We start from the raw sequence: 22,925 nt of genomic DNA, 5'->3' as shown, positions 1-22,925 counted from the left end.
AGGATAATATAAATATGTATGATGCACCGGAAGTCCGGGGCATCACTTTTTTCTTATAGGAGGTAAGTCTGTTAAGCTGGCAATCCGAGTGCCGCACGTTTCTTCATAATATGGGCTTCAATACCATTTGCTGCGTCAACCATGTCTGTCTCTACAGCGATCTTCCCGCCTGTTATTCCCTCAAGGTCTTCAGTAAGGAGTTTCACGAGGCGTGGAGCTCCTGCCACTGGAGGGAGAGGTGAAACATGGGTATATAGACCAAAAGCGAGTGCGAAGATCGCATCAATTGTTGCTTTCTGTTCCATATACTCAGGTGCCGTCACCGCAACAGGAAGCTGGGACGGGTCAACTCCAAGAGCATCTGCTACAGCCGTTACAAGAAGGGCAATTCTTCCTGTATCTGTGCATGTGCCAAAGCTCAGCACCGGAGGGATCTTGAGCAGTTCGCAAACCGCCCTGAGCCCGGGACCAGCTTCTTGTTTTGCTTCAAGTGTGGTAAGTCCTCCGACCTGGAGGGCAGCATTTCCACATCCTGCGCTTATTACGAGGATATCCCTTTTGATAAGCTCTCTCGCCATCTTCAAGGTATTGATGTCCTGTCCGCCGTCGCGAAGAGTTGTGCAGCTGACAAGTGCAACAACACCCTTTAGAGTACCTTTCTTGATAACATCAAGCAGGGGATCAAGAGTCCCGCCAAGTGCACCGAGGCATGCTTCTGTCGAGAAACCGATCACAGCATTCTGCTTCTTGCTTGATGGAGTTGTGGTTTTTCCTTTTCTCTTCTTGAAGTTCTCAATAGCGATATCTATGAGTTTCTGCGCCTGGGCTGCTGCATCTTCAGGTTTATATATGATCTGGTCTTTCATGCCCGGAACATTGATCAGTTTAGATACTGAAATGAGACTTGTATTGTATTTATCCTGGTATTCTGCCATTCCCGGAGGTGAACAGTTCATATCCATTGCAAGGACATCGATGCCGCCTGTTGCAAGTGCTGGTTCGATAGAAAGCCAGTTACCGGTCAGTCCGACGAATACATCATCAATATTGTACCTCTGGACAAGTTCCTGCCCTGTCTCGATAGAACCGATTATGTGAAGTCCTTTTCCACCTGCTTTCCTGGCAGTTTCCTGGTTTTTCGCCTCATGGGCAGCTTTGATAAGAGCTACACCTATGAAGGGTTCATGACCGTTTACAGCAATATTTACATATGCGGGGTCGATGATTCCAAGGTCAACATTAACCGCATGCGGTTTGGGTGTCCCGAAAAGAATATCCTGTCCCATTTCAAGTGGTATCTGTGAGCCGTAAATGCAGGAAATACCAAGGCGCAATGCCTTTTTAGCCAGTGAAACATAATCGCCGTCAATATTTGTCATTGAACTTGTGACACAATCCGTGGTTTCATTTAGCGGTCCTCCCGGAAGGATCCCAAGTTTTCTCCATAGGTCTATTCTTGATTTTGGTGCAAAACGAAGAACATTTGAAAGCTCGATGTCAGAATCAGAGTTTATTTCTGCAATCATCGCATCTGCTACTGCTATTGCGACATCATTTGTACTTCCATCATTTTTTAATCCCAGCTTACCGGCAAAGCTTCTAAGTTTTGCTTCATCGGTGATCTTGAATGGCGTTTTGCCAAGCGCTGTTGCTCTTAATGTTTTTGCGACTTCCTTGGCATGATAGGTATACGCTGCTATTCCCATGGTATTCAGGAACATCATATTCCTCATGGCCATGGCATCGGCATCAATCCCGCATACTCCACGATCCACGCCAGGTTTTATCCTGCATGGGCCATTGCTGCAAAGCTGGCAGCTTATGCCCTGTTCGCAGAATGAACAGCGTTTTCCCTGGGCAAGGGCTCTATCAAAACTGTTGGTTATATTATCTTTATGCAATATTTTGTGCATCTGGATCACTGATAGATGTGCACTTACGTCCTCAGGTTTATTCTCTTTTATATCCACTTTTATTTCCTCTTTTTTAGTTCCGATTCCAATTTTCTCTAAAAAACTCATATATTTTACCTCCGATATGTTTTTACTCATAATAGATTTCAGAATGTATATACTTGCTGACTATAAATTATAATAAATAACTGGAAATTGCCTATATAAAAATACAATATATATCAGAATCGAATAGGTGATTACTGAAATAGTGCTTATTTCCAGATATTCCCGCTATAGTTATTAGTCACAGGACATCCCAGACATCTGTTAGATATATGATGATGACAATCCTCACATTTACATTGATTTCCGCAGGGTGGAATGTCTTTGAAATCAAAGTTCATCCTTAATGGCATGATCAAATCCTTCATCGGACTAATTACTATGCTGACTTCCGCTTCCTTTACTAAAGGGTTGTTCCGAAGATGTCCATCCACGATAGCCTCAAGAGTAGCGATATCCTCGCTTACGAAAAAAAGACACAGGTTATGTTTTCCTGACACGATCAGGCCGTTTAAGAAGTACGGGCAGTCCTTGAAAATATCAAGTAGGGATGATGTATTGTTAGCTGTCACATCAACTTTTGCCATATGAAGTTTAACTTTTTTTAGATTCATTCCCACGATATGAACTAGAGCTCCTTTTTGTTTTAATTTATGAATCCTGGCGCTGACAGATGGCTGTGATATTTTAAGTATTTCTGCCATATCATTCTGGGACATTTCAGGTGATTTTTCCAGCAGGGACAATATCTCCCTATCTCTTTTATCAATGTCAAGAAAATCTCGCATAAATCTAAATTATCAAAGTGGTATAAATAATTTATCTATAATTCAGAATTCAATGTTATAATTTAACTATATTTAAAAGCCATTAACTTTATAAGAAATAAAATCAGATATTAGTATGATAGAATATGAAAAGAAAGATAGTATCTATTGATGAAGAAAAGTGTAATGGCTGCGGTGAATGCATACCTAACTGTGCCGAAGGAGCAATTAAGATAATTGACGGGAAAGCAAAACTATTGGATGATAAGTTCTGCGATGGACTTGGCGCATGTCTTGGACACTGTCCCCAGGATGCAATCAGAGTAATCGAAAGGGATGCGCTGGAGTTTGATGAGGAGGCGGTAAAGATGCATCTGAATGTTACGGAAGAAAAGCCCAATAGGGTACATAAGGGAGTACCCCGCGGAACGATGCCTGGGGCAGGGCCACGAGGATGTCCGGGCAGCATGGCAATGGATTTCAGGAGCGGACAAAGCTCAAACGCCACAACTTCACAGAGGCAGGAACCTCAATTGAGGCAGTGGCCTGTACAGCTTACACTTGTTTCTCCACAGGCATCGTATTTCAAGGACGCGGACCTTCTCGTAGCAGCTGATTGCGTTCCATTTGCATACCCGAATTTCCATCAGGATTTCCTTGCAGGAAAGTCGCTTGTTATAGGGTGTCCCAAGCTGGATGATGCGGATTTCTATATAGATAAATTGACCGAATTGATCAAGACCAGCAATATCAAAAGCATCACTCTTGTCAACATGGAAGTCCCCTGCTGTTTTGGATTGCAAAGAATCGTAGAAGAGGCGGTAAAGAAGTCCGGGAAGGTTCTGCCCATCAGGCAGACGGTAATAACGATAAAGGGTGAAAAACAATAAATCTACTGCGGACGTGAAAGCACTATCCAGAGGCATGAATATAACTTGAATGATGAGATAGTGACATGAGCTGTATTGATGAACTGGATTATGAGATACTGCTACCAAACAGTTCCATAAAGGAATGTGCTGATTACATAAAGAAAAATTTTAAAGAAATATATTATGTGCGCCAGGGATACATGATTTTCAATACATATTTGATCGGGATCAATCCAATTCCTGTTGCAGTGGATAATGATTATATTATCATGCCATACGTCAAACCGTGCCATGGAAGCTTTGTTCTAAAGATCAAAGGAAAGGTGGAAGTTGAAAGACTTAGAGCCGGAGGTATATAATGAACCCGATCAAGCTGATCCTGGAATGCTCTTTCGGCCCAAAACCAAGGATAGCAGAGAGCCAGCCCATACGTCCTGTCGAATTGAAGGCAGACCCATACAGGTTGGCTGAAACGATCCCGTTCTTCCTGGTAGCATCCATTGAAGTAGGAAACACCACAACAAAGTGCATCCTGACCGCAACAAACATGAAAGATGGTCGCTCACGTCTTGTAAACAAGACCGTGAGAATGACACGTAATGTGCGAAAACCAAAACCAAATGAGCGGATCTTTGGCACAACATTGAGTGGTGTAGCACTGACAAGGGAATCTATTTCTGAATTAGTCCGGGATACCCTGATCGAGGCGCATGAGGATGTAAATCTCGATATCAGGACAGACCTTGATTTTGCAGTGAGATCAACAGGTGTTGTTGCAGGTTTTTCATCCCCTCATGAGGTGGGGGAATTCGTAAAAGCCCTGGCCGACGGATGTCTTCTTGCAGGTATTCCCCCTAAAAAAATGGTTCCAGCTATGTCTATCGATAATGTGCCTGTTAAGTTCAAATCCCACAGTTTTATTGATAAAGTAGTCTTTACAGGCGCTGTGGGAGGGGTTCTACCCCCCATTGGTTCCACTGGAGTAGAGATAGTGGCAAACGAGATGGAAGGTGAGCTTGCGACAGCCGGGATCAAGGAGGGTGCCAAATGGACGGGTGTGGATTTCAGGAATCCTGTTTTTTCGATGGATTTTGGCACCACCCTTAAAGGCCGCATCACCAATGATGATACCCCTTATGCCAGAACCATTGCTAACCTGTGCGGTTATGCAGGTGCGATCCCTGATGCTGTGATAAAAGGAACCGACCTTGTGGATAAGAGATATGGTGCTGCGCTTGATCTATTTAAAGATAAAAGGGAGATATTTATCTGGCTCACGAAAAAAAGTATTATTAAAAAATATGCCCATGCTATCGATTCTTTGATAACTATCGATCTAGTGCCACAGGATAGGGATAAATACGGAAGTGTGCCTGTAGATCCTGCCGCAGCAAGAGATATAGGTGTCACGCTCATAGGATGTGATGTTGGTGTTAATGGAAGCTTTATGCCCAAACTCACCGATATCGGCGTTGAAATATATTCAAAGCACGGTTTAAAAACGATGTTTGCAACTCTTGATCTTGTTTCTGCGATGATGGTAAAGAGGCTTGTAAAATTGAGCCTTGATAATCATCTGATCTCTGAGAAAACATCTATCGGGTTAACAGGCAGGGCAGCCATCACAGGCTGCAAGCCGTACCTGATACTGGATGAGATAGAGAAACTTGGGATTTATGATAATGCAAGAAACCATGTGGTTTTCGTGGATGATGGCCTTGCCCGCGGCGCCGGAGTTATGGCTCGCTGTATGAACTCACTGGGAGTCCCGGGTAATCCGATCGGGGGAATAAGGGGTGGAAAATGCGTTCTGGGAAAGCGCATCGAGCATTATAAAAATTCAAAAGAAAATTGATTTATTTCATAATTAATAGCTCATTTCGATTTTTTACCTATCATTCATAGTAATTAAGTTTATACATTATATGGTTTAAGTTAGTATTACCCGAAAACAGGAGGGCAACTCAAAATGGTTGATATACTAAATAAACTTGGAATTGGAAACCGAAAAGAGAACGAAAAAGAAAATGCTTCAGTTCATAAATCCACCCTGGAAATGTATGAAAGAACAGGCAAGATGAACATCCCCACCATCTTCGACCGGTACAATGCCCAGCAGCCCCAGTGTACTTACGGTGCGCAGGGCATATGCTGCCAGTTGTGCAGCCATGGCCCATGCAGAATAACGAATAAGGCCACAGTCGGCATTTGCGGCGCAACCGCGGATGTCATCGCTGCCAGGAACTTCCTCAGACTTACAGCAGGAGGCTCAGCAGCCTACACCCACCATCTTGAGATGATAGCAAAAACCCTCAAGGCAACAGCACAGGGAAAGACCACATTCAAGATACAGGACCCAGGAAAACTCAAGTCTGTCGCCGGTGCGCTTGGACTTGATACAAATAAATCAACTGAAGACCTTGCAATCGCTCTTGCTGATGCTGTTCTTTCAGAGGTCAAGAAGAGTGCAGATGAACCGCTTCTCCTTGTGGAAAAGTTCGCACCAAAGACAAGGCTTGAGGTATGGAAAAAGCTCGGAATAATGCCAGGCGGCACGTATGCGGAAGTGGGAGATGCAATGACAAAGACGCTCACATCCATAGACACAGACCCGGTAGACCTTCTGCTTACAACTCTCAAAGTGGGAATAGCCACAGGTTACATGGGCCTTGTCGCAACGATCACCTTACAGGATATACTGCTTGGAACTCCGACTCCAACAACCTCCTCAGCCGATCTTGGCATCATAGATCCAAAGGCGGTAAATATCGTTGCACACGGGCATGTTCCGCTTATGGCAACAGCAGTTCTTCGGGCAACGCAGAGCTCTGAGATGCAGAAACTGGCAAAAGAGGCGGGAGCATCGGATATAAAGCTTCTCGGTTCCATGTGTACAGGCCAGGAACTCATGCAGCGCTCTGCAACGAGTGCAAAGGGATTCGCAGGACAGACAGGCAACTGGATAAACCAGGAGTACCTCATCGCCACAGGGGCAATTGACCTTGTGATGATGGACCTCAACTGCTCGACACCAGGGCTTAAGAACATGGCAGACCACTTCCACACCAGGGTCATCTCAGTGGATAAGCTTGTCAGGATGGCAGGGGTTACAGACCACCTTGATTTCAATCCGGAAAAAGCGGATGAGCAGGCTATGCAGATAGTGAAGATGTCTATCGATGCATACAAGATGAGGGATAAAAGCAAGGTCCATATACCAAAGTATAAATCTGAGGTGATGGCAGGCTTCTCGGTTGAAAGCTGTAAAGCTGCCCTGGGGGGAACCTGGAATCCTCTCATCGACGCGATAAAGGCTGGAAGCGTAAAAGGTATTGTTGCAGTTGTGGGGTGCACCACGGCAAAGACAAAACACGATACTGTGTCGGTCAAGCTCTCGCGCGAGCTCATCAAGCGCAATATACTGGTAATAAACGCGGGCTGTGTAAGTTCTGCAATTCAGATAGAAGGGCTAATGAAGCCGGAAGCAGCTGACCAGGCAGGCGAAGGTCTGAAAGCGGTTTGCAGATCACTGCATATACCTCCGTGTCTCAACTATGGTTCATGCGTGGACATAGGGAGAATAGGCGTTGCCGTTACCGAGATAGCAGCTGCTCTCGGAGTTGATCCAAGTGCTCTGCCAGTCGCGGCATCCGCACCTGAATATCTTGAGCAGAAGGCGGTCGCTGACGGTGCATTCGCAGTTGCCTTCGGATTGCTGCTCCACCTCGCGCCAGTGCCCCCGGTCACCGGAGCGCCGCTCGTGGCAAAGGTACTCACGAACGACGTGGAATCACTGACCGGCGGTAAGGTGCTTGTGGAGCTTGATCCTGTAAAGGCTGCTGATGCCATCGAAGCCCACATCAACACAAAGAGAAAGGCTCTGGGACTTCCAGTCTGAATGCAAACCAGGATACTATGAAAACGATGCGCTGCAAGCCCGGCGCATTATTTTTCTATAGGGTATAGTTGAAAATGTAACTTTGAGTTATAGTTCATAACGGGTATATATTTACGTTGACAATTCATAAAACCATATGCGGATGTGACTTTTAAAAAATGAAGATAGGAGATGAATTCATGACAATGCCTGGAATAAAGTATCAGTTGTATAGAGATTCTATTGAGCGGAAATTAATTTGGAAAAAAAGATCGATATTTGATGGGACGGGATACGTCCCATGAGTTCTTTAATAGATGCCCAACATAGTACTGTTCCGACTATAGAAAAAATAACGCGAAGAAATTTTATAAAAATTTCCGCAGCTGCAGTTGCAGCACTCGGTATGAGTAACCCCGTACTTGCTGCTTTCAAATTTATCCCTGAGATCGATAATCCTCTTGACTTTTACCCTGACAGGGATTGGGAGAAGATATACCGCGATCAGTTTAAATACGATTCTACGGTTCATTTTCTATGCGCTCCGAACGATACCCATAACTGCCTTTTGAGGGGATATGTAAAGAATGACATCATTACCAGGATAGGCCCAAGCTATGGCTATGGCAAGGCTAAAGATGTTTACGGGAACCAGGCCTCCCATCGCTGGGACCCACGCTTATGCCAGAAAGGGCTTGTGATGGTTCGAAAGATCTATGGGCCGAGGAGAGTGAAATATCCGATGATAAGGGAGGGATTCAAAAACTGGGTTGACGCCGGATTTCCGAGGGACGAAAATGGGAGAATGCCGGAAAGATATCTCAATCGTGGGAAAGAATCATTTATAAGGGTTACGTTTGAAGAGGCTTGCGAGATAGTCGCTAAGTCCGCTGTCAACATTGCAACTACATACTCAGGGAAGACTGGAGAGAATCTTCTTAAGAAACAGGGCTATGACGAATCAATGATCGAAGAAATGCAAGGCGCAGGGACTCAAACGCTGAAGCTTCGGGGCGGCATGGCATTCTTAGGGGCAACAAGAATATTTGGTATGTACAGGTTCGCAAACTCATTAGCGCTTCTGGATGACAAGATACGAAAGGTTGGAAAAGAGAAGGCTTTGGGCGGGCGTGGTTTTGACAGTTATTCATGGCATACGGATCTGCCACCGGGACATACCATGACATGCGGCCACCAGACAATGGATTTCGATCTATCCACCGTGGAAAATTCCAATCTCGTTATCTGCTGGGGAATGAACTGGATCTCCACAAAAATGCCCGATGCGCACTGGTTAACTGAAGCGAGGCTTAAAGGGACGAAGGTCGTTACCGTGGCATGCGAGTACCAGTCTACATCCAACAAGGCAGATAATGTCATCGTAATTCGGCCTGGAAGTGATACCGCCTTTGCGCTTGGACTTACTAATATCATAATCAGCGAGAACCTTTACGATACTGATTTTGTGAGGGGGCATACCGACATGCCTCTTTTAGTGCGGATGGACACACTAAAACTGCTCAAGCCTCAGGATATAATTGTAGATTACCAGCCCAGTGAACTGAAAAAGACGACAATACTCAAACAAGGGGAAAATGCCCTCCCTAACACGGAACAGGACCGCCAGATAACAACCGAAAAGTTGCGCAATGAATGGGGAGATTTCATTGCCTGGAATTCAGATACAAATCAAACAGAAATCGTTACGAGGGATGACGCAGCCACCATTAAAAATTTTGCGCTTGAAGGCGAATTTACAGTTGATGCCTTAGACGGGAAAAAAATCTCTGTTAGACCCGTGTTCGATATGCTCAAAGAACATGCCTCATATTTCACTCCTGAAGTTGTTAGTGATTTATGCAGTGTGAACCAGGATGCGATAACCTGGCTAGCCCGTGAAATTGCCAAAAACAAATCAAAGACCCTGGTACCTGTCGGAATGGGTCCGAACCATTTCTACAACGGTGACCTCAGTGGCAGAGCAATATTCCTTGTTTGCGCTCTCACTAAAAATATAGGGTTCCACGGAGGAAATATCGGAAGTTTCTCAGGTAACTACCGGGGCGCATATTTTAACGGCCTTCCTTATTATATCGCTGAAGATCCTTTTGATATTGAACTTGACCCTGCAAAAACCCCCCGTCACAAGGATTATTATAAATATGAATCCGCTCACTACCTTAATTATGGTGACCGCCCGCTCAGGGCAGGAGATAAGCTTTTCACCGGGAAAAGCCACATGCCCACCCCGACCAAATTCTTCTGGTTCAATAACGGGAACTCTATTCTTGGAAATCTGAAATGGCATCATGATTTTGTGATGAACACGCTTCCAAAGATCGAATGCGTGGTTGTGAATGAATGGTGGTGGACAGCGTCTTGTGAATACGCTGATGTGGTCTTCGCAATAGATTCATGGGCAGAGTTAAAATACCCTGATATGACCGCAGCTGTCACCAATCCATTCTTGTCGATATTTCCAAGAACCTCCCTGAAGAAGGTGCATGATACCCGCAGCGATATCGAAGTTCTGGCAGGCGTTGGAAAAGCGATGGCAAAAGTTACAGAAGATGCTCGTTTTGATGATTACTGGAAGTTCGTGAACGAACAGAATGTCGAAGTCTATCTCCAGAGGATCATCGACCACTCTTCTACCCTCAAAGGCTATAAAATAGAGGAGCTTGAGGCTAACGCCATAGAAGGCATACCAGCGCTGATTATGTTACGAACCTATCCCAAAGCCATGGGCTGGGAACAGTCCGTTGATAATAAGCCGCATTACACAAAATCCGGGAGGATGGAGTTTTATCGCGATGAAGATGAGTTCATAGAGTACGGGGAGAACATCCCTATTCATCGTGAACCCATTGATTCCACGATCTATGAACCGAATGTGATCGTGTGCGGTGGAACCAATTTGATAAGACCTAAGAGCCCGGAGAAATATGGTTTATCACGGGACGATCTCTCCTGCGAAGTCAGGCAGGTCAGAAATGTTATTATACAGCCTGCGCAGGTCACAAAGACTGTCCATCCCCTGCGTAAGAATGGTTTTTCTCTAGTTTACATAACGCCTAAATACCGCCACGGTGCACATACCACGCCAGTTGATATCGATCTCATGTCCCTATGGTTCGGGCCATTCGGTGATATATCACGTCGGGATAAAAGAATGCCATGGGTGGGGGAAGGATATGTTGACCTGAACCCGGTTGATGCAAAAGAACTGGGAATAGCAGATGGAGACTATGTCTATATCGATGCTGATCCCGATGACCGGCCATTTCGGGGATGGCAGAATAAGCCCGATGACCACAGGGTGCATCGCGCAATGATGCGTGCGCGCTATTACATGGGCATTCCTCGCGGTATAGCCCGTTCATGGCATAATATGTTCGTTGCCACCTATGGTTCTGTAGAGGGACACGAAACCAATCCGGATAAACTTGCAAGGAACCCGCGCACAGGATACCAGGCAATGTTCAGATACGGCTCTCATCAGTCTGCAACTCGCGCCTGGCTGAAACCGACCTTAATGACAGATTCGATGGCGCGCAAGGACTATTTTGGACAGAAAATCGGAAAAGGCTTTGCTGCTGATGTTTACTGTACGGTCGGGGCGCCTAAAGAGGCGTTCGTGAAGGCTACAAAAGCAGAGCAGGGCGGCGTGGAGCATGCTCTCTGGAGACCGGCTGAACTTGGCTTCCGGCCTGGCTACGAAGGTGAAGCTATTAAAAAATTCCTCAAAGGAGGCTTTTCATTATGAAAGTTTACAACTGGCAGCTGAACAGGGAAATGGACTATAAATATCAGGAGATACATCCGCAAAAACAGGTCACCTGGGTCTTTGATACTAATAAGTGCATTGCCTGCCAGACATGCACTATGGCATGTAAAAATGCCTGGACATCAGGTAAAGGACAGGAGTACATGTTCTGGAACAATGTTGAGAGCAAGCCATGGGGATTCTATCCTCTTGGATGGGATGTAAAGCTCCTGGAAAAACTCGGGCCCCAGCCATGGAACGGGGATAAATATGCTGGAAAGACCATCTTTGAAGGAGCACAGTACGGGGAGGAAATATTGGGATATGCGCCTGATGAAAATGATTACTCGCACCCGAACCTGGGCGAGGATGAAGTAAACCAGCAGGTTAAAGAAAAGGAATATATAACGATCCCCCACCAGCCCTGGATGTTCTATCTTCAGAGAATATGCAACCACTGCTCATATCCTGCTTGTCTTGGAGCCTGCCCTAGGAAAGCGATCTACAAAAGAAAAGAAGACGGGATAGTTCTTATCGATCAGAAAAGATGCAGGGGTTATCAGGAGTGTGTGCGCGCCTGCCCTTATAAAAAATCAATGTTCAGGACGAATACAGGAAAGTCAGAGAAGTGCATATCCTGTTTCCCTGCTGTTGAGCAGGGGAAACAAACGCAATGTGTCCAGAATTGCATCGGGAAGATCAGGCTTTTCGGTTTCAAGAGTAACTGGAACGAGCCAAGAGGGAACAATCCTATTGATTATCTTGTCCATATTAAAAAGATCGCTCTTCCACTTTATCCGCAATTCGGAACCCAGCCCAACGTGTATTACATACCACCCATACACGTGCCGGAGGCATTCAACAGGCAATTGTTCGGTCCTGGAGCTAAAAACGCAGTTGAACAGTACAAAAAAGCCTATGAGGATCTGAACCTTACCGGCCTTTTGATGCTATTCGGCTCTACTGATCAAATAATAAGTTCATTCAAAGTTGAAGGTGACATAAACAATGGGTATTGTGCTGGCTATGACGATAAGGGGAATGAACTTATAAAAGTCCCATTGAAAGAACCCATCATTATCAGAGAGGAATACGATGAACAGAGAAATGTGCGAAGATTCAATGTTACATGATACGGAGAGGATGAATATGTACAAAACGTTTTCATCGGCTTTCTCTTATCCTGATGAACATTTCTTCAACCTGTTTTCTTTCACAGATGCAGAAAAGAAGGAACTTATTTTGGAATATGACAGGCTTTTCAGGGCAAAAGATATCTGGCTTTATGGGACAGAGTACACAGCGCTGAATGAATTCCAGAGGGTTCAGTATCTTTCTGACATCATGGGCTTTTATAAAGCATTTGGTCTTGAACCTGAAAACGATAGACCGGATTCACTGCATATCGAGCTTGAATTCATGCATTATCTTGTCTTTAAGAGATTTCATGCATTGGAGAAGGACGAAGCAGATTCAAACGAAAAAGCATTTATCTGCCTTGATGCCCAGAAAAAATTCTTCAATGAGCACCTCTATCCTGCGGCAGGGAAGATAGCAAAAGCAATAATTTCCCAAAGCAAAAATAATTTTTATGTAGAAACTGCGAATGACATGCTTGAATTCTTAGAATCAGAAGAGAAAATTTTTGGGAGGAATACATAGATGAAAAAAAATAATGTTATTTTAATAATCATTGTTGCAATATCTTCAGTTGCACTGGCTTATTGTGGATTAGGAGTTTCAAGTGGAATACTGGCTGCTACACAAGCACACCAAATGCCAATAGAAGTTCAGTTCATTGACAAAGATATAGATCTTGAGAAAGGCATTTTTCCTGAAATATGGGAGCCCATCCATCCAATCGATATAGAGATGGAATATCAGGTCATGGTATTACCGTGGGGAAAGAGCTTGATCAACCCCGTTACTGTAAAGTCATTCCACAACGGAAAGGAAATTTACTTTTATATGAGCTGGAAGGATGACACTGAGGATAGAATTATCGGGACAAGCAGATTCTCTGACGCAGCAGCCATAATGTTCCCTATTGGAAATAATGTTCAAAATTCCACAATTATGATGGGATTCATGGGAAATGGATCAAATATCTGGCAGTGGAAAGCAAGCCAGGACAATGAGTACTGGTTAAATGAGACATCAAAAATTGAAGCTTATTCAGATTATTATTATCCTTTCGAAGATAATGAAACTTTAGCAGTTTCAAAAGCAGCACCCGGATCAGCGGTCAACGACCTTATGGTGATAAGAGTGGGTACGCTTACGCCCAAGCCAGCCCAGAATGTGCAGGGCAGAGGCATCTGGGATAACGGAACCTGGCAGGTGGTATTCAAGCGTTCCCTTGACATTGCCGACCCGGAACAGGACGCTGATTTTAACACGCTAACGAGAGTTGCTTTCGCTGTATGGAATGGAGCAAATGGTGACAGAGGGGGAAGAAAGTCCATAGCTCACGACTGGACAGCGCTTGATATAATACCTGTGGGGGGAACAAAATGAAAAATAGTATGAAGATTCTCATCATGGTTCTCGTTCTTCTGGCCATTCCAATAGTCATACTCGCTCAAACAGAAGAACCAAAGGAGAAGGTGATTACCATCAACGCCCAACAGTTCTCCTATACACCAGGTACAGTGGAGGTGAACAGGGGGGACAGGGTAACCATCAGGTTAATCAGCACAGATGTGCACCACGGCTTATATATCGACGGCTATGAGGTTTCAACAGATGCGCGCCCAGGACAGGATGGGAGCTTAACTTTTGTCGCAAATAATACCGGAAAATTCGTAATGCGCTGCTCAGTCACATGTGGACCTTTCCATCCATACATGATAGGCTATCTCAAAGTCAAACCTGACTACCGGCTCTTTGGATCAATATGGCTTGCGGTGGGAATATTCATTGGTTCGATTTTACTTGTAATAAGGAGGCAGAAACCATGACAGAAAAGATACTTGGACTGATCCCCGTTGACTGGAGATTTGAGCTTACTTCGCTTCCCTATGTCCGGAAGATAATCAAGAGCAGGTGGATGCCTTTCCTTCCTATCGTGCTGAATCTATCCGTATTCACGATAATACTGATGGCAGGCTTTGTTGGAGGGGTTTCTGCTGGCAATTATAATTTTGGGATAATGTTCGTATGGATAGTCTGGTGGCTTTTATTAATGATGGTCATGGTGCCATTTTTCTCAAGGATCTGGTGCATGATATGCCCGCTTCCTGCTTTCGGTGAATGGCTCCAGAGACTCGGCTTCATGAAGGTGAGAAATAAACTCTTTGGGCTTAATAAAAAATGGCCGAAAGCATTGAAGAACATGTGGCTGGTGAACTTCCTGTTCCTGGGCACCACTTATACTACAGGCTTCTTAACGACACGTCCAATAGCTACTTTCATACTGTTAATGTCTATAATCATTGGCTCCATCGTTCTAATGGCTGTTTTTGAGAAGAGAAACTTCTGCAAGTACATTGGATGCCCTGTAGGCGGTTTCCTGGGGCTTTATTCGAACATGGCAGTAACTGAGATACGCGCAAAGGATCCGCAGATATGTAAGGACCATAAGCATAAGGATTGCGTGATCGGGAATGAAAAAGGTCACGCCTGTCCATGGATGATTCTCCCGTTCGACATCGGGAGAAATACTTACTGCGGCATGTGCCTTGAATGTTTCAAGACCTGTCCCTATGATAACATGGCGATTAATCTTCGACCGCCTGCAACAGATCTACTTGTAGATAAGAATCGAGGACTGGATGAGGCATGGAAGGCCTTTATCATGCTGGGCATCGCCATATTCTTTTTCCTGATCATGCAGGGCAACATGGGTTTCCTGAAAGACTGGGCAAACGCAAAGACAACAGAAGGCTATCTCACTTTCGTTGTATTACACTCAATTTTCAACCTCCTGCTGATTCCGGGAGTGTTCTTTGTCTTTGTCTATGCTTCCCGCACCCTTGGCAATAAGGAGATTCCGCTTAAAAAATTATTTACCAATTTCTCCTACACACTTGTGCCCATGGGACTGATAGCATGGATAGCCTTTAGCTTCGGCATCCTCTTTCCCAACAGCAGCTATGTGCTCCATGTGATCTCAGACCCATTTGCCTGGGGCTGGGACCTCTTCGGGACAGCGCATTTCCCCTGGACGCCTTTTCTGACAGGGGTGATGCCCTACTTCCAGATAGGGACTCTGCTATTCGGGCTTGTCTTATCGCTTGACATAGGCTTCAAGATATCCAAACAGACATTCCAGAAAAGAGACGAGGCTGTCAGGGGTTTCATTCCCATCGCGGCCTTCCTGACAGCAGTGACAATATTCCTTATATGGCTCTTCACAGGGTAAAGAGGTGAAAAAAATGGAAAAAAAACAACTTATGGAGATCATTGCGGGGATTCTTGTGCTTCTGGCTACAGTCGGCACCATTGGTGCTGCGCTCCTTTATGATGAACATCTATGGGGTGGGCTCAGAACCATTGAGCTCACTGCACAGGCCCCTGAAAGGGGAAACTGGAACATACAGGAGATACATCTGGTCAGGGGAGAACCTGTAAGGATAAAGATCAGGAACATAGACACTGTGAGCCACGGTTTTGCCATCCCGGAGCTCGGGATAAGCCTCAACGGCACCGGAGAGATCAAGCCAGGCAATGTGGGGGTAATCGAGTTCACCCCAGATAAAACGGGTGATTTCTTGTTTACCTGTACAACGTGGTGCAGCACCCAGCACATGCAGATGACAGGCAGGATAATAATTTCAGAAAAATAATCTATTATAGGAGGAAGATATGAGTTCAAAATTAATATATGGAGCAATAATTGGTTTCATAGCCATATGGATAATCCCTGTGGTTCAGGCTAATGAAGAGTTTCAGTCAAGTTATACCTGCATCGAATGTCATCCTGACAGGTATGAAGAATGGACGCGTTCTACACATGCCCTTGCAGTGAGCGATCCGGTCTTTGAAGCATCATACATGAGAGCGCTCAAATCCGATCCACAATACAGGGAATACTGCCTGAGCTGTCATTCTCCAATTACCAGGGCATCAAAGGATTTCAATCTTACAAAATCGATTTCCATTGAAGGGGTAGGCTGCACTTTCTGTCATTCGGTCACAGGGGTTGAAAAGAACAATTATATTTTCAACCAGAGCAACCCGATGCAGGGTCCATATTCAGACTCAAAGACAGAGGCGCATACATCTGCATATTCTGACTTACTCACAAAATCCGAGTTCTGTGCCGGATGTCATGAGTTCTCAATTAACGATGTACCAGTTTATGAAACATACACTGAGTGGAAGGAAAGTCCCTATGCGGCTGAGGGAAAGCAATGTCAGGACTGCCACATGGAGGCTAAACGCGGCGAAGCAGCAAAAAACGGAACAATACGGGAGAAGGTTTACCAGCATTTCTGGTATGGGGGACATTCAGGGTTGTTCCTGGAGAAGGCGTTTGATTTGAAGGAAGACTCGATCCTGGAGACTGGAGACATGGTCAAAGTGACGCTCAACATCACCAACAGGAATGTGGGTCACAAGATCCCGAGCGGTTTCCCTGCGCGAAAAGTAGTTTTGCACTTCACTGCAAGCGACGAGAATGAGCAGGAGATATATCGCGAGGATAGAGTTTACGCCAAGACCCTTGTTGACCAGTACGGCAATGAAGTGGCTGACTTCTGGAAGGCAGCATCCATATCAAAGGATAATAGAATCAAACCCAGAGAGAGCAGAATTGAAGTATTCGAGTTCAAAGTGCCCGATAGTTCAGGAAAAGTAAAGACCAAAGCGACATTGGAGTATCAGCTTGAAGCAGAGATTATCACCAAGTCTTTGGAATCTATGAACTTGGAAATCGCACAGACGAGTAAGACGACATCGCTCAACAGGACAATTGGAGTAGAAGCAACGACATCAAAGAAAACGCCAGGTATTGGATGGATTGGAGCTATTGCAGTTATGATGGCTGTTTCCATGATATACAGAAAGAAAAACTGAACACTATGCAAAATAAGACGAAGTACCAAAAAAGGAGGTGAGAACCAATGATCGGATCTACAGAGATGATATTGATATTCGGTGTGGTAGTACTTCTTTTTGGAGCAAGTAAGCTCCCTGAGCTTGCAAGGTCCATGGGGAAAGCATCTGGTGAATTCAAGCGTGCTCAGCGAGAGACCGAACTTGAAATGCGCAGGCTCGACGAACCTATCCGCCAGGAAGCTGGAAGCATCTCGCAAAACGTGCAGAAGCTTGCATCAGATCTTAATATCAAAACAGAAGGAAAGCTTCATGAATAATATGCTCATGGATCCTTATGGCCGGGTAATAACAAGTCTGCGTATATCAGTAACGCAGAGATGTAACTTAGGTTGTATCTATTGCCACCAGGAAGGTGAAAATAGCAATTCCATATCTGAAATATCCCCCAAAACAATTGCCAGGATTGTAACGGCTGCAACCGAATATGGAGTAAGAAAAGTGAAATTTTCCGGGGGAGAGCCGCTTATGAGGAATGATTTTGAAGAAATAATAGCAGCATTACCTGAATTGAAGGATGTTTCAGCCACCACCAATGGCGTTCTTCTTTCAGAACGGGCAGCATCACTGGCAAAGAACGGTCTTAACCGTGTGAATATAAGCCTTCCTTCACTGAATAAGGAACATTATAAATTCATAACCGGTTCCCGGCATGGGCTTCCCCGGATCATGGAGGGGATAAATGCTGCAATCGACGCTGGTTTAACTCCTATAAAACTCAATATGGTTTTGTTGAAGGGCATCAATGAATTTGAAATTGATAAAGCTATTCAATTTGCATCCAGATTCGATGGGAATTTGATGTTGCAGCTGATCGAACTTATGAATTTCAAGAATACCAGCCAGTACACGGTAGATATAGAAACCGTAGAAAAAATGCTTGAATCAAGAGCAACCTATATGTATGAACGCAGGATGCATCGGAGAAAAAAATATTTTATAGATGGAGTTGAAGTGGAACTGGTAAGACCTATAGATAATTCGAGTTTCTGCGCGAACTGTAACAGGATGCGTTTAACTTCAAGCGGAAAATTGAAACCCTGCCTGATGAGGAATGATAACCTGATAGATATTCACGAAGAAGCCACCGTCCCGGAAATCAAAGCAATGCTTGAAAGAGCGGTGCAGAGACGAGAGCCGTATTATAAAGAACTGAACTCGAAAAATATGATTTTATTGAAAACATGAATTCACCGATAGCACTTGAAGATGCGCTTGAAAAAATAAGAATGTTAAAGACTAAGTATTACTTCAGACGCGAATCAGAGGATACCACTCTGAATGATTCGATAGGCAGAGAACTCAGCGAAACTATTTTTGCAAATTCAATATCGCCAGAATTCGATATAGCTGCCATGGATGGTTTTGCTTTTAATTGTGAAGATAAGTTTCCTCTGAAGATCACGGGGAAAGTGTATGCAGGTGATAACCTTCTAAAGATAAAAAGGGGAGAAGCCCTTGCAATAACAACAGGAGCATTGCTGCCAGAGGGGGCAAATGCTGTGCTGAAAATAGAGGATGCCGGGGTAAAAAATGATCTGCTTTTCGGGAATACATTACCAAAATGGAAAAATATCTTCAGAAAAGGTTCGGATTATAGAGAGGGCGATATGATATTTGAAAGAAATCATCGCATAATGCCCCAGAGCGCAGCGCTTTTATATAGCCTTGGTATAGAAAAAGCACCCGTATACAAAAAGCTAAAAGCGGGTATAATATCCACAGGCACTGAGATACATAATGGCATGGTAAAAAATACAAACGCAGTGCTGATCCAGGGTTTTATGAAAGAGATGGGCTGCGAATCCACATTTATAGGGACTGTGCCTGATGACTATGAGGAAACAAAGAAAATGCTGCTTGACACCTGCGAGAAATATGATATTGTATTCTCAACAGGCGGCGTTTCAGTGGGTGAGCGAGACTACATTTCAGATATCATCAAGGAAATCGGTGAACTTGTATTCCATAAGGTTGCCATAAGACCGGGAAAACCCCTGGCTGTTGGAATAGTTAATGATAAGCCGGTTTTCGGTCTGCCGGGCAAGCCCACAGGTGCGTTTGCAGCTCTTGAAATGGTGCTTCGCAGCTATTTCACAAATATACCCAGGGCCACATGTGAGCTTATTATAAACGAAGATATTGTACTGGATGAAAAAGGTTTTGATTACATTCTCTTCATGAAAATTAAAGAAAATTCTGCAAATACCATGGGATATAAGAATTCAGGAATGAAACTTTTTGATAAGAAATATGAGACCGGGATAATTTCTTCATCACCGCGCTCAACTGTGGTGGACGGCTATGTTGTAACTGACAGGGATATTAAAAAAGGGGAAGCTGTTATAATCAATCTTTTCAGCTAGGAAGATGAACAAATATGGATGAAAAAATAATAAAACTTGCAATCGATCTGCATGGTCATCTGGCGCCGGGAATAGCTCTGGGACTTCGAATGAGTGAGCTTTCCCTTTCACACATGGGCATAAGTAAAGGAAATAAGTATCTTATCGGAATATCCGAAACAGCACGCTGCCTTGCCGATGCCATGCAGGCTGCAACGGGCTGCACTCTTGGTCATGGAAATGCCTTTGTTGAAAATTATGGGAAACTTGCAATTACCATAGGGGATATAAAAACAAAAAAAGGAGTGCGGGTTGCTCTTAAGGATGAAGCGAATAATCTTTCTCCTCTTATGAATAAATGGATGATGCGCCTTGGAAAACTCACGCATGAGGAAGAGAATGAACTCGGCAACCAGTTGCTGAAATTAGAGGACAAATATTTTTTAATTCAAAACGTTGAGATAAACAGGAATCAAGATTTTGATAATTCCAAAATTGTCAGGTGCCAAAAATGCAATGAGTCAATTCCAAGGGGTCTGGGAGTAATTAAGGAGGATATCACCTATTGTAAAGCGTGCAAGGGCGAAACATACTATGCATTACTTGAAACTCAAAAAGCATGATCATTTTAGGAAAATAAAATGAATTTGGAGGAGGTCATCCTTCTTTCTGTCCTTATCTTAGCGGCAGGGTTGCTATATTCAAGCGTTGGCCACGGTGGAGCGTCAGCATATTTAGCAGTAATGGCGCTATTTGGACTGGCACCTGAAGTAATGAAGCCAACAGCTCTCGTATTGAATATTCTCGTTGCCAGCATCGCCACAGCGCAATTCTTCAAAGCTGGCAGTTTTTCATGGTCTACCTTTTGGCCTTTTGCTATAGCTTCGGTTCCTTTTGCATTTATTGGAGGTGCTCTATCTTTACCAGGTTCTGTATATGTGCAAGGTGTTGGTCTTATTTTATTGTTCGCAGCTCTTCGGCTTTTTCAATCGAACCAGTCAGAGATAAAAACTGATGTCAAGCCCCTATCAATTCCTATAGCTGTTCTGTGTGGGGGTGGAATTGGTTTATTATCTGGATCCATTGGTATAGGGGGTGGTATCTTCTTGAGCCCATTGCTCATGTTAACTGGCTGGGCTGGAGCACGGCAAACTGCGGGAGTTTCAGCAGCATTCATTCTTGTGAACTCTGTGGCTGGTATCCTGGGGCATTTAGCGAGCATGAAATTTATACCCGTAGACATTGGATATTGGGGATTAGCAGCAGTTCTTGGAGGGACAGTGGGCTCTCATCTGGGCAGTCAAAAACTTGCACCCACAATACTTTATCGCTTGCTGGCGGTAGTGCTTGTTATTGCAGGCTTTAAGCTATTGCTTGTGTAAAGCAAAAATCGCTTATCGAATATGAATTGACGCCCATGGTATGTATTGTATTCTTGACCTTTATTTGCTCTAAAAACACCATAACATTTTAATTGATTGTCAACATTTCCACCACAAAAGTTAACAATCCCTCAAATCATGCTAAAAAAAATCGTTGCCAAAATCGAAAAAAATGAATCTATAGACTTCACGGAAGCATTAGAACTCATTCAACTGGAAGGAAAAGATTGTATGGAATTATTCTCCCTGGCAAACCATGTGCGGTCAAAGCTCGGTGACAGGGTTGACCTGTGCTCCATCGTTAATGCAAAGTGCGGCTTATGCTCCGAAGACTGCAAATTCTGCGCGCAATCGGTACACAACGATACCGAGATAACGCCTTACCCGATGATGGAAGAGGAAGAGATTCTCAACATGGCCCAAATGATGGAAGAAGAGGGATCTGCCCGATTTTGCATCGTTACAAGTGGAAAAGATGTAGGTGTGGAAGATTTTGAAAATATGCTAAGTTCCATACGACGGATCAGGAAGGAAACCCGTTTATCGGTGTGCATTTCTTCGGGCATGCTCACAGATGAGCGCGCTTTAGCCCTGAAAAGTGCGGGAGCAACGAGATTGCATCATAATCTTGAGACCTCAAAAGGTTTTTTCAATAAAATATGCACCACGCACACGTATGATGACAAAATAAAAACCATTCATATTGCACAGAGGGCTGGTTTTGAAGTCTGCTGTGGCGGGATAATCGGGATGGGCGAGTCGATACGAGACCGCCTGGAACTTGCTTTTACACTTCGGGAACTGGATGTGGATTCCATCCCTATAAACATATTAAATCCCATCAAAGGAACGCCACTTGATACTGAAAAACCCATAAAACCCCTTGATATCATGAAAACAATATCAGTTTTCCGTCTCATTCTACCTGGAAAAAATATACGAATAGCCGGCGGTCGCGAGAAAAATCTCCGGGATATGCAGGGTTTATGTCTTCTTGCAGGCGCGAACGGGCTGCTTCTTGGCAATTATCTCACCACCCAGGGTAGAACGCCGCGCGATGACATTATGATGATAAATGACCTTGGACTTATTCCGGGAGGTGTTCATGTTTAGCATCAGAATGAGAGCGGAAAAAAACGAAAAACACATATCAGGAGCAGAGACACTCGTTGAGAAAAACATGATCTCGGCTACCATCATGGAACTTGCCCAAAGGGCGTTATCTCATGAAAAAGGAGAGCCCGATTTCATAAATATATCAGTTGAATCGTTAAAAATCCCGGTCAAGAAACTAACTTCCCTTCCGCTTATTTTGACGCATGTTGAAAATGAAACCGAAGGAAAAACACTTGCCAGGAAATTGCTTCTTGAACTTGGAATACCGAAATTGTGCATTGCAAAAAGCATCTCTCTTCTTGAAAAAGGACCGGCAAATGGTGAAAATATGCGGGGTGCGATTATTATGGATCTTAATGGGAACAGGCTTGAGCCCGACGTCGTTCGAGGCATCCGAGCATCCCACATTGGGATAACGGAAGAAGCTTCAAAGGAACTTCAAACGGCGATTTCAGATATGAGATTGTCAACCTTTTATACATATATCAGTGATGCACTTGTACTTGCAACAAAAGTAGCATCTGTCAAAGGGACGCTCGGTGAACTTTGCTGGTCTGATGACCCTTCATATACCGCAGGTTATGTTGCGTCAGGAAAAATGGGGTACATCCGTATACCGCATTTGAAAAAGAAAGGCGATCCCTGCGGAGGGCGCGTGTTTTTTGTAGAAAATATCGACCCTGGAAATTATATTAATGAGATGGAAAGTGCTCCGGTTCTGGTCAATAGATTTGGCGGAATAAGGAGCTTTAATGAATGATAAACAAAACAAATAGAGGCTTTTT

Annotated in this window: 21 protein-coding genes; 19 read left to right on the top strand and 2 right to left on the bottom strand. The window is 44.2% G+C overall.

Going from position 1 to position 22,925, the window contains the following annotated elements; translation table 11 throughout:
• Nucleotides 1–71: 71 nt before the first annotated feature.
• Nucleotides 72–2,021 carry an anaerobic carbon-monoxide dehydrogenase catalytic subunit gene (gene cooS, locus CL181_RS01520; RefSeq protein WP_097297478.1) on the bottom strand — a complete coding sequence of 650 codons (1,950 nt, stop codon included), beginning with the start codon at nt 2,019–2,021 and terminating at the stop codon, nt 72–74.
• Between the two features lie 146 nt (nt 2,022–2,167).
• Nucleotides 2,168–2,746 carry an Lrp/AsnC family transcriptional regulator gene (locus CL181_RS01515; protein WP_097297477.1) on the bottom strand — a complete coding sequence of 193 codons (579 nt, stop codon included), beginning with the start codon at nt 2,744–2,746 and terminating at the stop codon, nt 2,168–2,170.
• Between the two features lie 125 nt (nt 2,747–2,871).
• Here CL181_RS01515 and CL181_RS01510 point away from each other — a divergent pair, with 125 nt between their 5' ends.
• The 19 genes from CL181_RS01510 to CL181_RS01420 all read left to right on the top strand — a co-directional run bounded on the left by CL181_RS01510 (nt 2,872) and on the right by CL181_RS01420 (nt 22,900).
• Complete coding sequence (locus CL181_RS01510; protein ID WP_097297476.1) at nt 2,872–3,615, top strand: ATP-binding protein; 744 nt, start codon at nt 2,872–2,874, stop codon at nt 3,613–3,615.
• A gap of 65 nt (nt 3,616–3,680) precedes the next feature.
• Nucleotides 3,681–3,956: a DUF1894 domain-containing protein gene (locus tag CL181_RS01505; RefSeq protein ID WP_097297475.1), complete on the top strand. Its 276-nt coding sequence runs from the start codon at nt 3,681–3,683 to the stop codon at nt 3,954–3,956.
• Nucleotides 3,956–5,452, top strand: coding sequence for a methanogenesis marker 14 protein (locus CL181_RS01500; RefSeq protein WP_097297474.1), 1,497 nt, complete (start codon nt 3,956–3,958; stop codon nt 5,450–5,452). Before CL181_RS01505 ends, CL181_RS01500 begins: the two co-directional genes overlap by 1 nt.
• Before the next feature lie 114 nt (nt 5,453–5,566).
• Nucleotides 5,567–7,495, top strand: coding sequence for an anaerobic carbon-monoxide dehydrogenase catalytic subunit (gene cooS, locus CL181_RS01495; protein WP_097297473.1), 1,929 nt, complete (start codon nt 5,567–5,569; stop codon nt 7,493–7,495).
• A 280-nt stretch (nt 7,496–7,775) separates the two neighbouring features.
• A complete protein-coding gene (locus CL181_RS01490; RefSeq protein WP_097297472.1) occupies nt 7,776–11,240 on the top strand; it encodes a molybdopterin-dependent oxidoreductase in 3,465 nt (1,154 codons plus the stop codon).
• Nucleotides 11,237–12,373 (top strand): 4Fe-4S dicluster domain-containing protein, encoded by a 1,137-nt coding sequence (locus CL181_RS01485; RefSeq protein ID WP_217993057.1) that lies wholly within the window; start codon nt 11,237–11,239, stop codon nt 12,371–12,373. Before CL181_RS01490 ends, CL181_RS01485 begins: the two co-directional genes overlap by 4 nt.
• A 16-nt stretch (nt 12,374–12,389) precedes the next feature.
• Nucleotides 12,390–12,902 (top strand): molecular chaperone TorD family protein, encoded by a 513-nt coding sequence (locus CL181_RS01480; RefSeq protein ID WP_217993056.1) that lies wholly within the window; start codon nt 12,390–12,392, stop codon nt 12,900–12,902.
• The gene (locus CL181_RS01475) at nt 12,903–13,757 is read left to right on the top strand and encodes an ethylbenzene dehydrogenase-related protein (RefSeq protein WP_097297469.1); all 855 of its coding nucleotides are present in this window, start codon (nt 12,903–12,905) and stop codon (nt 13,755–13,757) included.
• A complete protein-coding gene (locus tag CL181_RS01470) occupies nt 13,754–14,200 on the top strand; it encodes a cupredoxin domain-containing protein (RefSeq protein WP_097297468.1) in 447 nt (148 codons plus the stop codon). Before CL181_RS01475 ends, CL181_RS01470 begins: the two co-directional genes overlap by 4 nt.
• Nucleotides 14,197–15,603 (top strand): 4Fe-4S binding protein, encoded by a 1,407-nt coding sequence (locus tag CL181_RS01465; RefSeq protein WP_097297467.1) that lies wholly within the window; start codon nt 14,197–14,199, stop codon nt 15,601–15,603. The genes CL181_RS01470 and CL181_RS01465 overlap by 4 nt, the downstream gene beginning before the upstream one ends.
• Nucleotides 15,604–15,616: 13 nt before the next feature.
• Nucleotides 15,617–16,027, top strand: coding sequence for a cupredoxin domain-containing protein (locus CL181_RS01460; RefSeq protein ID WP_097297466.1), 411 nt, complete (start codon nt 15,617–15,619; stop codon nt 16,025–16,027).
• A gap of 19 nt (nt 16,028–16,046) precedes the next feature.
• Nucleotides 16,047–17,258: a multiheme c-type cytochrome gene (locus tag CL181_RS01455; RefSeq protein ID WP_097297465.1), complete on the top strand. Its 1,212-nt coding sequence runs from the start codon at nt 16,047–16,049 to the stop codon at nt 17,256–17,258.
• Between the two features lie 47 nt (nt 17,259–17,305).
• A complete protein-coding gene (locus CL181_RS01450; protein ID WP_097297464.1) occupies nt 17,306–17,557 on the top strand; it encodes a twin-arginine translocase TatA/TatE family subunit in 252 nt (83 codons plus the stop codon).
• On the top strand, nt 17,550–18,485 hold the full coding sequence (gene moaA, locus CL181_RS01445) for a GTP 3',8-cyclase MoaA (protein ID WP_097297463.1): 936 nt from the start codon (nt 17,550–17,552) through the stop codon (nt 18,483–18,485). The genes CL181_RS01450 and moaA overlap by 8 nt, the downstream gene beginning before the upstream one ends.
• Complete coding sequence (locus CL181_RS01440; protein WP_097297462.1) at nt 18,482–19,663, top strand: molybdopterin molybdotransferase MoeA; 1,182 nt, start codon at nt 18,482–18,484, stop codon at nt 19,661–19,663. Before moaA ends, CL181_RS01440 begins: the two co-directional genes overlap by 4 nt.
• Nucleotides 19,664–19,677: 14 nt before the next feature.
• A complete protein-coding gene (locus tag CL181_RS01435; RefSeq protein ID WP_097297461.1) occupies nt 19,678–20,265 on the top strand; it encodes an FmdE family protein in 588 nt (195 codons plus the stop codon).
• 18 nt (nt 20,266–20,283) lie between these two features.
• Nucleotides 20,284–21,024 carry a sulfite exporter TauE/SafE family protein gene (locus tag CL181_RS01430; RefSeq protein ID WP_097297460.1) on the top strand — a complete coding sequence of 247 codons (741 nt, stop codon included), beginning with the start codon at nt 20,284–20,286 and terminating at the stop codon, nt 21,022–21,024.
• Nucleotides 21,025–21,162: 138 nt separating this feature from the next.
• Complete coding sequence (bioB, locus tag CL181_RS01425) at nt 21,163–22,137, top strand: biotin synthase BioB (RefSeq protein WP_097297459.1); 975 nt, start codon at nt 21,163–21,165, stop codon at nt 22,135–22,137.
• Complete coding sequence (locus CL181_RS01420) at nt 22,130–22,900, top strand: 6-carboxyhexanoate--CoA ligase (RefSeq protein WP_176505003.1); 771 nt, start codon at nt 22,130–22,132, stop codon at nt 22,898–22,900. Before bioB ends, CL181_RS01420 begins: the two co-directional genes overlap by 8 nt.
• Nucleotides 22,901–22,925 lie beyond the last annotated feature (25 nt).

The organism is Candidatus Methanoperedens sp. BLZ2 (assembly GCF_002487355.1).
Lineage (GTDB): Archaea > Halobacteriota > Methanosarcinia > Methanosarcinales > Methanoperedenaceae > Methanoperedens.
This window is presented reverse-complemented; position numbering and strand designations above follow the sequence as displayed.

Coding starts and splice junctions, on each gene's coding strand:
- CL181_RS01440 (WP_097297462.1), top strand. CDS start 18,482: ATGAATTCACCGATAGCACTTGAAGATGCGCTTGAAAAAATAAGAATG.
- cooS (WP_097297478.1), bottom strand. CDS start 2,021: ATGAGTTTTTTAGAGAAAATTGGAATCGGAACTAAAAAAGAGGAAATA.
- CL181_RS01455 (WP_097297465.1), top strand. CDS start 16,047: ATGAGTTCAAAATTAATATATGGAGCAATAATTGGTTTCATAGCCATA.
- CL181_RS01430 (WP_097297460.1), top strand. CDS start 20,284: ATGAATTTGGAGGAGGTCATCCTTCTTTCTGTCCTTATCTTAGCGGCA.
- CL181_RS01515 (WP_097297477.1), bottom strand. CDS start 2,746: ATGCGAGATTTTCTTGACATTGATAAAAGAGATAGGGAGATATTGTCC.
- bioB (WP_097297459.1), top strand. CDS start 21,163: ATGCTAAAAAAAATCGTTGCCAAAATCGAAAAAAATGAATCTATAGAC.
- CL181_RS01435 (WP_097297461.1), top strand. CDS start 19,678: ATGGATGAAAAAATAATAAAACTTGCAATCGATCTGCATGGTCATCTG.
- CL181_RS01505 (WP_097297475.1), top strand. CDS start 3,681: ATGAGCTGTATTGATGAACTGGATTATGAGATACTGCTACCAAACAGT.
- CL181_RS01460 (WP_097297466.1), top strand. CDS start 15,617: ATGGAAAAAAAACAACTTATGGAGATCATTGCGGGGATTCTTGTGCTT.
- CL181_RS01480 (WP_217993056.1), top strand. CDS start 12,390: ATGTACAAAACGTTTTCATCGGCTTTCTCTTATCCTGATGAACATTTC.
- cooS (WP_097297473.1), top strand. CDS start 5,567: ATGGTTGATATACTAAATAAACTTGGAATTGGAAACCGAAAAGAGAAC.
- CL181_RS01510 (WP_097297476.1), top strand. CDS start 2,872: ATGAAAAGAAAGATAGTATCTATTGATGAAGAAAAGTGTAATGGCTGC.
- CL181_RS01470 (WP_097297468.1), top strand. CDS start 13,754: ATGAAAAATAGTATGAAGATTCTCATCATGGTTCTCGTTCTTCTGGCC.
- CL181_RS01490 (WP_097297472.1), top strand. CDS start 7,776: ATGAGTTCTTTAATAGATGCCCAACATAGTACTGTTCCGACTATAGAA.
- moaA (WP_097297463.1), top strand. CDS start 17,550: ATGAATAATATGCTCATGGATCCTTATGGCCGGGTAATAACAAGTCTG.
- CL181_RS01500 (WP_097297474.1), top strand. CDS start 3,956: ATGAACCCGATCAAGCTGATCCTGGAATGCTCTTTCGGCCCAAAACCA.
- CL181_RS01450 (WP_097297464.1), top strand. CDS start 17,306: ATGATCGGATCTACAGAGATGATATTGATATTCGGTGTGGTAGTACTT.
- CL181_RS01485 (WP_217993057.1), top strand. CDS start 11,237: ATGAAAGTTTACAACTGGCAGCTGAACAGGGAAATGGACTATAAATAT.
- CL181_RS01420 (WP_176505003.1), top strand. CDS start 22,130: ATGTTTAGCATCAGAATGAGAGCGGAAAAAAACGAAAAACACATATCA.
- CL181_RS01475 (WP_097297469.1), top strand. CDS start 12,903: ATGAAAAAAAATAATGTTATTTTAATAATCATTGTTGCAATATCTTCA.
- CL181_RS01465 (WP_097297467.1), top strand. CDS start 14,197: ATGACAGAAAAGATACTTGGACTGATCCCCGTTGACTGGAGATTTGAG.